At 71.9% G+C, this 14,743-nt stretch carries 10 protein-coding genes; 2 read left to right on the top strand and 8 right to left on the bottom strand.

The window, feature by feature from the left end; translation table 11 throughout:
- Positions 1–197 precede the first annotated feature (197 nt).
- From holA to leuS, 8 genes are all read right to left on the bottom strand, one after another.
- Positions 198–1,187, bottom strand: coding sequence for a DNA polymerase III subunit delta (gene holA, locus OG841_RS30640; protein WP_328638569.1), 990 nt, complete (start codon positions 1,185–1,187; stop codon positions 198–200).
- 245 nt (positions 1,188–1,432) lie between these two features.
- The gene (locus tag OG841_RS30635) at positions 1,433–1,678 is read right to left on the bottom strand and encodes a hypothetical protein (RefSeq protein WP_311716642.1); all 246 of its coding nucleotides are present in this window, start codon (positions 1,676–1,678) and stop codon (positions 1,433–1,435) included.
- Between the two features lie 61 nt (positions 1,679–1,739).
- Entirely contained in the window at positions 1,740–2,594 is an 855-nt protein-coding gene (locus OG841_RS30630) for an arylamine N-acetyltransferase family protein (RefSeq protein ID WP_328638570.1), read from the bottom strand.
- Entirely contained in the window at positions 2,575–5,259 is a 2,685-nt protein-coding gene (locus tag OG841_RS30625) for a ComEC/Rec2 family competence protein (RefSeq protein WP_371567313.1), read from the bottom strand. Before OG841_RS30625 ends, OG841_RS30630 begins: the two co-directional genes overlap by 20 nt.
- Positions 5,256–6,482 carry a ComEA family DNA-binding protein gene (locus OG841_RS30620; protein ID WP_328638571.1) on the bottom strand — a complete coding sequence of 409 codons (1,227 nt, stop codon included), beginning with the start codon at positions 6,480–6,482 and terminating at the stop codon, positions 5,256–5,258. Before OG841_RS30620 ends, OG841_RS30625 begins: the two co-directional genes overlap by 4 nt.
- A gap of 122 nt (positions 6,483–6,604) precedes the next feature.
- Entirely contained in the window at positions 6,605–7,450 is an 846-nt protein-coding gene (locus OG841_RS30615) for a DegV family protein (protein WP_328638572.1), read from the bottom strand.
- Positions 7,451–7,522: 72 nt separating this feature from the next.
- Complete coding sequence (locus tag OG841_RS30610; RefSeq protein WP_371567310.1) at positions 7,523–8,257, bottom strand: hypothetical protein; 735 nt, start codon at positions 8,255–8,257, stop codon at positions 7,523–7,525.
- Positions 8,258–8,411: 154 nt separating this feature from the next.
- Complete coding sequence (leuS, locus tag OG841_RS30605) at positions 8,412–11,285, bottom strand: leucine--tRNA ligase (protein ID WP_371567308.1); 2,874 nt, start codon at positions 11,283–11,285, stop codon at positions 8,412–8,414.
- Between the two features lie 448 nt (positions 11,286–11,733).
- On the opposite strand from leuS, the gene OG841_RS30600 reads away from it, so the two are divergent.
- Together OG841_RS30600 and OG841_RS30595 are read left to right on the top strand one after the other, a co-directional pair.
- Positions 11,734–13,068 carry a cytochrome b/b6 domain-containing protein gene (locus tag OG841_RS30600; RefSeq protein ID WP_328638575.1) on the top strand — a complete coding sequence of 445 codons (1,335 nt, stop codon included), beginning with the start codon at positions 11,734–11,736 and terminating at the stop codon, positions 13,066–13,068.
- Entirely contained in the window at positions 13,065–14,678 is a 1,614-nt protein-coding gene (locus OG841_RS30595; RefSeq protein WP_328638576.1) for an NADH-ubiquinone oxidoreductase-F iron-sulfur binding region domain-containing protein, read from the top strand. Before OG841_RS30600 ends, OG841_RS30595 begins: the two co-directional genes overlap by 4 nt.
- Positions 14,679–14,743 lie beyond the last annotated feature (65 nt).

The following is a 14,743-nucleotide window of genomic DNA, read 5'->3' as shown; positions in this document are numbered from 1 at the left end:
GATTCGTCATGACGTGCGTGGATCGTCGAGATCGGTGGCCTTGTCCCCGACCGAGCCGGAACACGATGCACCCGGCGGCAAGACCGCATGACGCTGATGCGCTACGGCCATGCGCGGCACCCCGACGGCGCGACGGCTCCCACACCGAAGCACACCCCGTCCCACCCGCACGGGCACAGACACAGGCACGCCGTTCGCTAGCCGCGACCCCGGGACCGCGCCGCCCGAGCAATCGCCACAACCGCCTTCTCCAGGGCGTACCCGGGATCGTCGCCCCCGCCCTTCACCCCCGCGTCCGCCTCAGCCACGGCCCGCAGCGCGACGGAGACCCCGTCCGGCGTCCACCCGCGCATCTGCTGCCGCACCCGATCGATCTTCCACGGCGGCATCCCCAGCTCACGAGCGAGATCGGCGGGCCGCCCGCCCCGGGCGGACGACAGCTTCCCGATCGCCCGCACGCCCTGGGCCAGCGCACTGGTGATCATGACCGGCGCGACCCCGGTCGACAACGACCACCGCAACGCCTCCAACGCCTCCGCGGCCCGCCCCTCCACGGCCCGGTCGGCAACGGTGAAGCTGGAAGCCTCCGCCCGCCCCGTGTAGTACCGCCCCACGACGGCCTCGTCGATCGTCCCCTCGACATCCGCGACCAGCTGAGTCACGGCGGACGCCAGCTCCCGCAGATCACTCCCGATCGCGTCGACCAGGGCCTGGCACGCCTCGGGGGTGGCGGACCGCCCCGTCCCCCGGAACTCCTGCCGCACGAAGGCCAGCCGGTCCGCCGGCTTGGTCATCTTCGGACAGAGGACCTCTCGCGCCCCCGCCTTCCGCGCGGCGTCGAGCAGTGTCTTGCCCTTGGCTCCCCCCGCGTGCAGCAGCACCAGAGTGATCTCCTCGGCGGGCGCCCCGAGATACGCCTTCACATCCTTGACGGTGTCGGCGGAGAGATCCTGCGCATTGCGCACGACCACGACCTTGCGCTCCGCGAACAACGACGGACTGGTCAACTCGGCCAGCGTCCCCGGCTGCAACTGCTCCGGACTCAGATCCCGCACATCCGTATCCGCGTCCGCGGCCCGAGCAGCGGCGACCACCTCCCGCACAGCCCGGTCAAGCAGGAGCTCCTCCTGGCCCACGGCAAGGGTCACAGGGGCGAGAGGGTCGTCATGAGCAGTCTTCTTGGCCATCGCGTACAGCATGGCACGCGGCACTGACAGCGCCGTGGCTGCGGGCCGGTGAGAGGCTGGTTGGGGGCTGGTGCGGGTTGGTCGCGCAGTTCCTCGCGCCCCTGGACGGGCGCGCTCACGCCGGCCCAGCAGCGCCGCCTGCGCAGCGCCCCGCCGGCGCGGGCGAGCGAAAACTCACCCCCGCCCAGCCCACCGGGCCTCCGGACGAACCCGGCCCCACCTCACCCGGCCAAGCCGCCGCGGGCTCACGGCTCTTCCCGCCACCCGTCCCACTCCCCCACGAACTCGTTCAGCTCCCCGGCGTCCAGCCGCCCCGCCGCGTCCCGCAGCACCACAAGCCACTGCGCGTCCTCCGCGTCGTCCTCCCCCGCCAGCGCGTCCCGAACGACCTGCGGCTCCTCATCCACCCCGAACCGCTCCGAGAGCGCCTCGACGACCTCCTCCGCGGCATCCCGATCGGGCAGCACCAGCACATGTCTCACATCGCTCACGGCACCATTTTCCAGCTCGCCCCCGGTGCCCGACCGCTCACCCCTTCGGCACGACCTGCACTCAGCCGTTCCCGTCCGGATGACGCACAGTCGGCACCCGGTCGAGCTCGATACCGAACCTCTCCCGGTACGCCCCCAGCACCTCCTCGTCCGTCTCCAACTCCCGTTCCTCCCGCGCCCCGTCGGCCGCCGTCACCTTGAAGGTACGGCCGCTGAGAGTGATCCGCCCGCCGTCCTCCGTCACCCTCGAACACACCAGTGACCGGGTGAAGTGCGAGGCCGACGAGGTGCTGTGCCACCAGGCCCCGGCCACGAAATCACCGAGCACCCGGGGCCGCACCTCCAGCCGGTACTGACTCCTGCCGCCCATGAGGACATCCAGATCCGCGGCGTCACCCCCTCCCTTCTTCACCGCACCGTCCCCGCTCCGCACCCCGGCGGCATCGGGCCCCGCCTCGACGATCCGGAAGGTCCCGCCGGGATCCTCCTGCTCGCCCCGCGCCCCGAACGCCAGCGGGTAGTGGCTGTGCGCCCCGAACCCGACGTCGGCCAGCCACTCGCCCCCATCCACCGTCCCCACCCGCAGCGCGAGATGGTCGCACGGGATCCCGAGCCGACCCTCGTCCCCGTACACCCGGCCGGCGAGCAGCGTGACGTCGAAGCCGAGCGCGGCCAGCAATGCCCCGAACGCCCCGTTCAGTTCGTAGCAGAACCCTCCCCTCCGGGCGCCCACCACCTTCTCCACCAGCCGCGCCTCCTCCAGCACGATCTTCTCGCCGAGATGGACCGACAGGTTCTCGAAGGGCACGGTCTGCAGATGGCGCAGATGCAGCTCGCGCAGGACCTCCACGGTGGGCCACCCCGGGTGCTGGACTCCCAGTCGGCGGAGGTACGCGTCAACCTGTGTGGGATTCATGCCTCCAGTCTCGCGCCACCCACAGCTCCCCACCGCCCGCGCCACCGCCTCCACCTCCACCGACGCCGCGACCCACACGTCCTCCGTCCTCGTCTCCGGCTCCGTTTCCACCGCCCGCCCCGGCGACCGCCAGCGCCCCGTCCCGGTCCGTCCGCAGCACCACCGCACCCCCGGCCCGCAGCGCGGCGACCGTACCGGGAGCCGGATGGCCGTACGAGTTGTCGGCGCCGACGGAGATGAGCGCGAGCCGCGGGGCGGCCCGGCGTATCAGCTCCGGGTCCTGGTAGGCCGAACCGTGGTGAGCGACCTTGAGGACATCCACCCCGGCCAGCCGCGCACCCGCCGGTGACCTCAACAGCTCCTGCTGGGCCGGGGGTTCGAGGTCCCCGAGGAGGAGGAAGCGCAGCCCGGCGGACCGGACGAGCATCGTGACGCTGGCGTCGTTCGGCCCGTCCGTCGCCGCCACTGTCGCCGGGCCCGCCGGCGGCCACAGCACCTCCCAGGTCAGTGCTCCCGTGCGCCGCTCCTCCCCGGCCACGGCACGCGTCACCGGAATGCGCCGAGCGGCCGCCTCCCGCCGTACCGCCTCGGCCTGGTCCAGCGGCTCCTCGAACCCCGTCGTCTCGATCGCCCCCACCGACCTCCCCCGGAGCACCCCGGCCAGTCCCGCCACATGGTCGGCGTGGAAATGGGTCAGCACCACGAGCGGCACCTCGGTGACGCCGAGCGTGCGCAGACAGTCGTCGACGAGCCCCGGATCGGGTCCGGCGTCCACGACCACTCCCGTGCCCTCGCCCGCCGCCAGCACCACCGCGTCGCCCTGGCCCACGTCGCACATCGCCAGCCGCCAGTCCGGCGGTGGCCAGCCCGTGATCACCCGGGTCAGCGGGGGCGGCTGCACGACCGCCAGCACGAACGCCATGGCACAGACGGCACACCACCAGGGATGCCTCAGCAGCCGTCTCCCGACGAGCAGCAGGAGCCCGGTGACGAGAGCCAGCAGCTCCGCCCCTGTCCAGCTGCCCGGCCAGTCCACTCCCCCGCCGGGCAGCGACGCCCCGGTCCGGGCGACGTTCGCGATCCATCCGGCGGGCCAACTCGCGCACCAGGCCAGCGCCTTGGCCACCGGCATCGCCACGGGTGCCGTCGCCAGCGCCGCGAAGCCGAGCACCGTGGCCGGGGCGACCGCGAACTCCACGAGCAGATTGCAGGGCACCGCCACCAGGCTCACCCGCGCCGACAGGACGGCGACCACCGGCGCGCACAGGGCCTGCGCGGCGGCCGCGGCGGCCAACGCCTCCGCCAGCCGTGCCGGGATGCGGCGCCGGCGCAACGCCAGGCTCCAGCGCGGCGCGAGCGTGAGCAGGGCGCCGGTGGCCAGCACGGAGAGCAGAAAGCCGTAACTGCGGGCCAGCCACGGGTCGTACAGCACCAGCAGCAGTACGGCGGTGGCCAGCGCCGGGATCAGTGATCTGCGGCGTCCGGTCGCGAGAGCGAGCAACGCGACGGCCCCGCAGGCCGCGGCCCGCAGCACGCTCGGGTCCGGCCGGCACACGACGACGAACCCCAGCGTCAGCCCGCCGCCGAGCAACGCGGTCGTCCGCAGCGACGCCCCGAGGCGAGGCGCCAGCCCCCGTCGCTCGACGAGTTGGGCGAGTCCGGGCGGCCCGATGAGCAGGGCGAGCAGGATCGTGAGGTTGCTGCCGGAGACGGCGAGCGTGTGGGCGAGGTCCGTCTCCTTGAAGGCCTCGTCCAACTCGGGCGTGATCCGCGAGGTGTCGCCGACGACCAGCCCCGGCAACAGCGCCCGGGCATCCGCCGGCAACCCGTCGGTGGCTTCCCGCAGCCCTTCCCGCAACCGCCCCGCGAACCGCTGCGTCCCCGACGCCTCCCCCACGACCTCGGGCCCTCCCCGGTCCCGCACCCGCAGTACGGCCGCGACCCGGTCACCCCCGGTCAACGTCGGCGCGGCACGCGCGGTGACCCGCACCCGCGTGGACGGCAACAACCCGAGCCAGGGCGAGCGAGCCGGACCTTCCACGGCGGGCGGCGCACCACGGGCCCCCTGTGCACCCGCGCCGGTCCCCGCACGCGCGTCGACGATCAACAGCACCGGCGCCCGCGTCACCACCGCCCGCCCGTCCGCCGTCTCCACCCGCCGGATGTCGGCGCCGATGACGACGGCGATCGGGGCCGTGTGGTCCCCCGTGATCCGGGGCCGGGTCAGCCGGGGGTCGGAGGTCACCTCGACCTCGGCGGTCACGGTGGCGTACTGCCGGGCCAGCGCGGGCACCGGCCCCCTTCGCAGATCGGCCCCGTGCAGCCCGGCGGACACGGCGGCCGCCGTGACACAGAGCAGCACGGCGGCGACCGGCACCCGGCCGCCCCTTCCCGGGCCCCGCACTCCGCGCCACCGTCCCGACAACAGCACGCAGGCGAGCATCAGGCACCCGGCCACCACCCCCGTGACCCATCCCGGCGAGGCGTCCAGGGTCACAGCGGCCGTGCCCCAGGCCGCGAGCGCCGCCGGTACCAGCCGCAGATCCGTAGGCCCTTCCTGCCGGGGGTGGGCGTCCCCGAGGCGCTTCCCCGAGGCAGCGTGCACAGCGGCCCGCACTGGCGCCTCGCTCTCATGCCGTCGCCGCATCCTGGAGCCGTGCCTCATGGCCGTACGAGATTCCGCAGATCGGCGAAACGGCGGTCGCCGATGCCGTTGACCTCGCGCAGTTCGTCCACCGAGCGGAAGCCGCCGTGCTGGGTGCGGTAGTCGACGATGTGCTGGGCCAGGACGGGGCCGACGCCCGGCAGGGTGTCGAGCTGGTCCACGGTGGCCGTGTTCAAGGAGACGGGAGCCGCCGCTGGGCCACCGCCGGGGGCGGAACCTCCTGTGCCGGGCGCGGGTGCGGACGGGCCGCCGACGATCACCTGCTCGCCGTCCACGAGGAACCGCGCCCGGTTGAGTGTGTCGGTGTTCGTGCCCGGCCGCACTCCACCGGCCGCCTTCAGCGCGTCGGCGACCCTCGAGCCGGCCGGCAGCCGCTGGATGCCGGGCTCACGGACCTTGCCACCGACATCCACGACGATCTCGGCCCCGGCCGGTCCTGCCGTGTTCGGGACCCCGCCCGAGACGGCCGGCCCGGCCGACCCTGGCCGTCCACCCGCGCCGCTTGCCCCGTTCTCCCCGAACGGGGCCGCCGCGCGGACCACTTCGGGTGCCTGGACGGACTGCGTCCGGCCCGTCCAGAAGTGCTGCACGGCGAACACCGCGGCCACGACGAGCAGCACCGAGAGCGCGACCACGTTCCGCCGCTCCAGCCCGCACCGCGCCTGCAACCACACCGGCATCCGCTCCCGCAGAGCCGACCCGGCCCGCTCCCGCCAGTCCCCGCCCCCCTTCCCGGAATCGCTGTCTCGCCAGGCGCCGCCCCTGGTATCGGCGTCCCGCCAGACCCCCTCGGGAGAACCGGCGTCCCGCCGGGCACCCTCCGCGGAACCACCGTCCCGCCGGCTCTCTTCGGCAGCACCCGCCTCCCACCGAGCCCTCTCCACGAACCCGACCGCGTCGGCGGCCGATCCGGCCTCGGCGACGTGGACGGCACCGACGGCACGGGCAGCCTCCCGGTGCTCCGGGTCGCCCCACGCCGCCTCGTCGTCCAGCCGCGGCCCCTCCGGCGGTGGCCCCTTCCCCGAGTCCCTCCGCTCCCCGGCCCGTTCGGCGAAGAGCACCTCCGCCCGCCGCTGGAGTTCGTCCGCCGAGGCGGCATGCCGATGCCGGACCCGGCCTTGGGTGCCGGGCGGTCGCCGATGCCGTGAGCGCCCGTCGGAATGGGGGCCTCGGCCCGGCCCGCTGGTCGCCGTCGCTGTATGTGAGCGTGATCGAAGTGCCATGCGCCGAGGATCGGCCACATCAGCACTCTCGCGATGATCTTGGCCAATTCCCGGGGATTACCCACCGGTTGTGGAAAACTCCGCCACCCGGACGAGGGACTCAGGTACCCCGCGCGGCTCCTTCACCGGGGCGAGACCACGACCCCCAGCAACCCGGGTCCCGTGTGCGCCCCGATCACCGCCCCGACCTCGCTCACATGCAGGTCGACAAGTCCCGTCACCCGCGCGCGCAGACGGTCCGCGAGAGCCGACGCCCGGTCGGGGGCGGACAGATGATGGACCGCGATGTCGACCGGCGCGCTGCCGGCCCGGTCGGCCGCGATCTCCTCGAGGCGAGCGATGGCCTTCGAGGCCGTCCGCACCTTCTCCAGGGGCTCGATCCGCCCGCCGACCAGCTGCAGCAGTGGCTTGACGGCGAGCGCGGAACCGAGGAGCGCCTGCGCGGCGCCGATCCGGCCGCCACGGCGCAGATAGTCGAGGGTGTCGACGTAGAAGTAGGCGGACGTGCCCGCGGCCCGCTTCTCCGCCGCCATGACCGCTTCGTCGACCGTGCCGCCCGTCTCCGCGGTCTCGGCGGCGGCGAGCGCGCAGAAGCCGAGAGCCATGGCGATCATGCCGGTGTCGACCACGCGCACCGGCACCGGCGCCTCGCGCGCCGCCATGACCGCCGCGTCGTAGGTGCCGGAGAGCTCGGCGGACAGATGCAGCGACACGATGCCGGTGGCGCCGGACTCGGCGACCTTGCGGTAGTGCTCCGCGAACACCTGGGGGCTGGGCCGCGAGGTGGTGACGGAGCGTCGCTTCTGCAGTGCCTGGGCCAGTGACCGGGTGGAGATCTCGGTGCCCTCTTCCAGCGCGCGATCACCGAGGACCACGGTCAGGGGTACCGCTGTGATGCCGTGCCGCTCCATCGTCCCCTGCGGCAGGTAGGCCGTTGAATCCGTGACGATCGCGACATGGCGGGACATGAGCTGGAGGTTACCTGCCGTAGCGTCCGGGTGGCAGCCCGGCCCCTGTCACCTGGGGCTGCCGTGTCCGGATCAAGTCGTGCTCTCAGGACGGGGTTTCTTCTGCCAGGGGTAGGTGGGACGAGGGCCCGGCGGGGTGATCGCGGGCCGCGTCGGCTCCTCGGCGGTACGGGAGCGTGGCGTCTCGGGCCAGGTCTGCTGCTCGGTGCTGCCACCGGCGGTGGAGGTCTCGGGCCATGGGGGCGGTGTCGCGGCGGGCTCGGTCTTCGTCCAGTGCCGCAAGGCGCCGGACTCGACGTCGATCTGCGCGCTCAGCGTGTCCAGGTCGTCGTCGGCGAAGCGGCGCGCGCGGTCGCGTGCCGCCCAGCGCAGGGAGTCCGCCGACTGTGTGACACGCTCGGTGCGCTCCCGCAGGCCGGGCAGGCGCTCCGCGAGCGTCTTACGGTCGGGCTCGGACTCCAGGCGCTTGAGTTCGCCGTCCAGTTCGTGGCCGTGGGCGCTGAGCCGCTGGAAGAGGCCGAGGGACTCCTTGAGGGACTCGTCCTCGGCCACGCCCGCGTGCAGCGCCTCCTGGGTGGCCCGCATCGAGGTGCGCAGCTTCAGCCGCAGCTGGGCCAGTTCGCCCGCCGGGCCGAGCTGGGCGAAGGACTTCGCGCGCAGAGTGTGGTCCTCGACCGTGCGCCGGGCCTGGGTGATGGTGCGGTCCACACCGCGCTTGGCGGCGCCGACCGCCTTCACTGTCGCGTACACCCCGAGCGCCACGAAGAGCACGAAGAGCAGGGCCACGATCGCGATCACCGCTTCCACGAAACTCCTCCTCCGCCCGGCCCGGCGGTCGCCGTGCCGCTCTTCAAAGGTAAACGCCACGGGCAGGCCCTGAGTTCCGGAGGAACCCCGAACCTGCCCGCACACAGCCCCTAGGGGCCAGAGGTCCTGGCCGGCGGATCACGCCGGACGGGCCCTACGCCGGAACGATGTTCACCAGCTTCGGCGCCCGCACGATCACCTTGCGGATACCCGCCCCGTCCAGCGCCGCCACGACCTTCTCGTCGGCCAGCGCGACCTTCTCCAGCTCGTCGTCGGAGATGGCGGGCGAGACCTCCAGGCGCGCCTTGACCTTGCCCTTGACCTGCACCACGCAGGTCACGGTCTCGTCCACGACGTACCGCGGGTCGGCGACCGGGAAGTCCTGGTGGACGACCGAGTCGGTGTGGCCCAGCTTGCGCCACAGTTCCTCGGCGATGTGCGGGGCCAGCGGCGCGATCAGCAGCACCAGCGACTCGGCGACCGGACGAGAAACGGCGGCGCCCGCCTTGGTCAGGTGGTTGTTCAGCTCGGTGACCTTGGCGATGGCGGTGTTGAAACGCAGGCCCTCCAGGTCCTGGCGCACCCCGTCGATCGCCTTGTGCAGGGCACGCAGCGTCGTCTCGTCGGGCTCGGCGTCGACGACGGTCACCTCGCCGGTGGCCTCGTCGACGACGTTGCGCCACAGCCGCTGCAGCAGGCGGTACTGGCCGACCACCGCGCGCGTGTCCCACGGACGCGAGACGTCCAGCGGGCCCATCGCCATCTCGTACAGGCGCAGGGTGTCGGCGCCGTACTCCTCGCAGATCGTCTCGGGGGTGACGGCGTTCTTCAGGGACTTGCCCATCTTGCCCAGCTCGCGCTTGACCTGCTCGCCGTTGTGGAAGAAGGCGCCGTCGCGCTCCTCGATCTCGGCGGCCGGCACCGGGAAGCCCCGGCTGTCGCGGTAGACGAACGCCTGGATCATGCCCTGGTTGTACAGCTTGTGGAACGGCTCGGGCGACGAGATGTGCCCCAGGTCGTACAGGACCTTGGACCAGAAGCGCGCGTACAGCAGGTGCAGCACGGCGTGCTCGGCGCCGCCGACGTACAGGTCGACACCGCCGTGCGGCTGCCCCGCGCGCGGGCCCATCCAGTACTGCTCGATCTCCGGATCGACCAGCTTCTCGCTGTTGTGCGGGTCCAGGTAGCGCAGCTCGTACCAGCAGGAGCCGGCCCAGTTGGGCATGGTGTTGGTCTCGCGGCGGTACGGGCGGGGACCCCGTCCGTCGCCCAGGTCCAGGGTGACGTCGACCCAGTCCTGGTTGCGGGACAGCGGCGTCTCCGGGGAGGTGTCCGCGTCGTCCGGGTCGAAGGTGCGCGGCGAGTAGTCCTCGACCTCCGGCAGCTCCAGCGGCAGCATCGACTCGGGCAGGGAGTGGGCGATGCCGTCCTCGTCGTAGACGATCGGGAAGGGCTCGCCCCAGTAGCGCTGGCGACTGAACAGCCAGTCGCGCAGCCGGAAGTTGACAGTGCCCTCGCCGATGCCCTTGCGCTGCAGCCACTCGGTGATGCGCGCCTTGGCGTCGACCACGCCCAGGCCGTCCAGGGAGACGTCCTCGCCGTGCGAGTTCACGATCTTGGCGTCGTACGAGGCGAAGGCGTCGTCCCACGTCGAGGCGTCCGTGCCCCGGTCGTCGCTCGGCTCCACCACACAGCGGATCGGCAGCTCGAAGGCGCGCGCGAAGGCGAAGTCACGCGTGTCGTGCGCCGGTACGGCCATGATCGCGCCGGTGCCGTAGCCCATCAGGACGTAGTCGGCGATGAAGACGGGGATCTGCTCGCCGTTGACCGGGTTGGTGGCGAACGCGCCGGTGAAGACACCGGTCTTGTCCTTGGCCTCTGCCTGGCGCTCGACGTCCGACTTGGAGGCGGCCTGGGCGCGGTAGGCGGCGACGGCCTCACCCGGGGTGGCGTGGCCGCCGGTCCACACGTCGTGCGTGCCCTCGGGCCAGGCGGCCGGGGTGAACTTCTCGACCAGCGGGTGTTCGGGGGCCAGCACCATGTAGGTCGCGCCGAACAGGGTGTCCTGACGCGTGGTGAAGACCGTGATCGCCTCGCCGTCGATCGGGAAGTCGACGCGGGCGCCCTCGGAGCGGCCGATCCAGTTGCGCTGCTGCAGCTTGATGGCCTCGGGCCAGTCCAGCTCGTTCAGGTCGTCCAGCAGGCGGTCGGCGTACGCGGTGATCCGCATGTTCCACTGGCGCAGCTTGGCCTTGAAGACGGGGAAGTTGCCGCGCTCGCTGCGACCGTCGGCGGTGACCTCCTCGTTGGCCAGCACGGTGCCCAGACCCGGGCACCAGTTGACCGGCGCGTCGGAGGCGTACGCCAGGCGGTACTCGCCCAGGATGTCGGCACGCTCGGCGGCGGACAGGGCGTCCCAGGAACGGCCACCGGGAACCGCGCGCTCACCGGACTCGAACCGCGCGACCAGCTCGGAGATCGGGCGGGCCTTCTTCGCCTCGTCGTCGTACCAGGAGTTGAAGATCTGGACGAAGATCCACTGGGTCCACTTGTAGTACTCCGGATCGATCGTGGCGAACGACCGGCGCTTGTCGTGGCCCAGGCCCAGCCGGCGCAGCTGGGACTTCATGTTGTTGATGGCGGCCTCGGTGGTGACCCGGGGGTGCTCGCCGGTTTGCACGGCGTGCTGCTCGGCGGGCAGGCCGAAGGCGTCGAAGCCCAGGGTGTGCAGGACGTTGTGGCCGGTCATCCGCTGGAAGCGGGCGAAGACGTCGGTGGCGATGTAGCCCAGCGGGTGGCCGACGTGCAGACCCGCACCGGAGGGGTACGGGAACATGTCCATGACGTACTTCTTGGGCTTGGCGACCAGCCCGGGGTCGCCCGCCAGGTCACCCTTGGGGTTCGGCGCCGCGTAGGTGCCGTCGGCATCCCAGACGTCCTGCCAGCGTGCCTCGATCTCGGCCGCGACGGCGGCCGTGTAGCGGTGCGGCGCGGCCACCTCGGCGGCAGCGGGGTTCGTCTCGCTCATGGTCCTCAAAGCTCCATCGATCGTCTCTGCCAGCGGCTGTGTCGTCCGGAAACGAAAAATCCCCTCGCACAGGAGGGGACGCCGCGCCGATTCCGACCACGTCTTCACCGGTGGTCGGGACTGATCAGCGCGGCTCGCTAAGCAGAAGGCGTACGGCACGCATGGCGTCAGAGTACCGCAGCCGTTGAGCAAGCCGCGACGAGCTTACGTATGCCTCTTTGGCACCGGGTGCCGCACTCGCCGCCGCAGTCGAGCGCAACCGTCCGATCCGACCCAGGAACTGAGCCATGGCCAATGGTTACTTCGCGTAACAGCTACTAAGGGACATCACAACGGCCCCGCAGTCGTTTGATAACAACGCAATAACTCAAATGCCGTACCCATCGGTATGGCGCCACTTAGAGTGCGGCAGCGGGACCGCCTTCCCGAACCGCTCGGAGTTGCCCCCATGAACCCTCGTAGTACTAGCAGCACGCTCCCCAGGACCGGCCGATCGACCTACGGGGTGGCGACGGCCGTCTTTCTGCTGGCCATCCCTCTGGTCGTGGTGTACGGAGGTGTCTGGCTCCAGGACTTCCTCAACTTCGGAGCGGGCGTGGTGACGCTCGTCCTCCTCACCTGCTCCGTGATCTGGGGGCTCGTCGCACAGGACCGGCTGATCCTCAACACCCGGCAGCGGATCGTCGCGCAGGGGATCCACCGGATCACCGCCGTGGGCTCGATCGCGTTCCTCCTGCTGCACATCGGGATCAAACTGACCCTCGACCACACGACCTGGATCGCCGCTTTCATCCCGTTCGGGCTCGGCTTCAGCAGCAGCGGAGGCCTCATAGGTCTCGGCACCCTGGCCGGCCAGCTCATGATCTTCGTCGGCATCACCGGCGCCCTGCGCAACCGGTTCGCGTCCCCGGCCCCGGTCGCGGCACGGTGGCGGGCGATGCACATGCTGGCCTACCCGGCCTGGTGCGCCGGGCTGGTCCACGGCCTGTACGCGGGGCGCGCGGTGAAGGCCCCGATCTTCACGTACATGTACGCGCTCTGCGTGCTCGGTGTCATCGCGGCCCTCGCCCTGCGCTCGGCACCTCGCCCCTTCAAGCGCAAGGTCACCGACCGGATCGCCATGCTCCTCGGCGCCGAGGAGCGGCCGGGCCGCGAGGGACTGGAAGCCAGCCGCGCCAGGAGGGCCGCGGAAACCGCCGCGCCTGGACGCGAGAGCCGCCGGCCCGCCGAGTCCGCCGGCCGGCGTTCCGAGTCCACCCTGCCCGGCTACGAGGGCCTGACCCAGCAGACCGGCGGCATGCCCCTCTACCAGGCCCCACCGGCCCCGGAGCCCGCGGGCAGCGGATTCGCCGCCGCCTATCGCGCCGTGTCACCCAACACACAGCAGCCCTTCGACACCGGCCAGACCGCGCGCATGGACATGCCGATGGACATGCAGGCCGCCACCGACCCCATCGCGCGCATGGACACCGGCGGCAGCACCTCCGGCAGCTGGCCGGTCCCCTCCCCGCCACCGGTAGGCGAAGCGCCCCCCTCCGCCTACGACCCGCTCCAGGACACGGGGTACAACATCCCGACCTATGGTGGCAATTCGGGCACGGCCGGCTATCTCTCAGGTGATGTGCGCGACACCGGTGAGACGAACACCCTTTACGGCACGTACAACCCGAATGACACGTACAACAGCGGTCCCGCCACGGATGCAACGCCCGGTCAGTCGTACGACTTCGACACACCGGGCTCGGGCGAACCTTGGAACACGCCTTCCGGAGGCTATAGGTGAACGAGGCCCTGCCCGACGTACCAGAAGTCCGCGTGGTCGGTCTTCCTCAGCTCACGTCGGGTTTCGACCTTGTCGAACGACTTGACCTGCCCATGCACCTGAAGGTGCACGGGCCGCTCGAACCCATGGGCGGGGAGCAGCTCGCCAAGCTCTCCGAAGCCATCAACCTGAAGGGGCGCGGCGGCGCCGGCTTCCCCTTCCACAAGAAGCTGCGCTCGGTCGCCGAGGCGGCGATCAAGCGCGGCGTCCGCCCGGTCGTCGTCGTCAACGGCAGCGAGGACGAACCGGCCTGCCGCAAGGACACGGTGCTCATCAACCGTGCCCCGCACCTCATCCTGGACGGCGCCCTCCTGGCCGCCGAAGCCCTGGGTGCCCGCACGCTCGTGGTGGGGGTCACCCGGGAGTCCACCCAGCGGTCCATGGAGGCCGCCCTCGCCGAACGCGGTCTCAGCAACGGCCGCAGATCGGCTCTACGCGCACGCGTGCAGCGCAATCCCGTCCGTATGGTCACCGGAGCGGCGGCCTCGCTGATCCGTTCCATCGACGGTGGCCCGGCCATCCCGCCCGGCCGCAAGATCAGCGCCTCCCAGAGTGGCGTCGGCGGGGCGCCGACCCTGCTGTCCAACGCCGAGACCTTCGCGCAGCTCGCGATCGCCGCCCGCATCGGCCCGGAGCGCTACGGCAACACCGGGCTGTACGACGAGCCGGGCACCGTCATGCTCACCGTCTCCGGCGCCGTCGCGCGCCCGATGGTGATCGAGGTCCCCACGGGCGTACCGCTGCGCTACGTCCTGCAGTTGGCCGGCGCCCCGCCGGTCCCGCAGGGCGTGCTGACCGGCGGCTACCACGGCAAGTGGATCGACGCGGCGACCGTCAACGAGGCGATCGTCTCCCGCAACTCCCTGGACGCCGTGGGCGGCGCGCTCGGCGCCGGCGCGATCCTGCCGATCACTCAGGAGACCTGCCCGCTGGGTGAGTCGCTGCGTGTGGCGCAGTGGCTGGCCGAGGAGAGCGCGGGTCAGTGCGGCCCCTGCTATCTCGGTCTGCCGGCCGCCGCGCGCGGCATGGAGGACATCCTCAACGGCGGCGGCCCTGCCGCCCTGGAGGCCCTCAAGCAGGTCGCCAAGAACGTGAAGCGGCGCGGCGCCTGCTCGCACCCGGACGGCTCCGCGATGTTCCTGGAGTCGACCATCAAGGCGTTCACGGACGACCTGGCCGCCCATGTCCTCGGCAACGGCTGCGGACGGCCCGTGGAGGGCGTTCTGCCGCTCTTCGAGGGCGGCAGGACACCCACCGGCCTCCCGGGTGGCGCCGAGGCCGAGGAGAACGGTCCCAGCCGTCAGAAGATCTACGTCGACTGGACTCTCTGCCGTGGCCACGGTCTGTGCGCCGACATCCTGCCCGAGGTCTTCGAACTCGGCGCCGACGGCTTCCCGACCGTCGCCCAGGCGCAGGTGCCGCGCTACGCCGAGGCGAAGGCGCTCCGCGCGGTGCGTCGCTGCCCCGCGCTCGCCCTGCGCCTCGAGGAGGAGACAGCACGCGACAAGGGGCCTTCCCGCAACCTGCCGGTCCTCTCCCAGGGCCGCGGGCGCCGCGCGCTGGGCCGCTGAACCGATACCACGAAAGGGCCGCCTGAAGAGGGCGGCCCTTTCGGCTGTCCGGCCACAACTTCCTC

The organism is Streptomyces canus (genome assembly GCF_041435015.1).
GTDB classification, from domain to species: domain Bacteria; phylum Actinomycetota; class Actinomycetes; order Streptomycetales; family Streptomycetaceae; genus Streptomyces; species Streptomyces canus_G.
The sequence above is the reverse complement of the archived record's forward strand: the minus strand, read 5'-3'. Positions and strand labels throughout refer to the sequence as shown.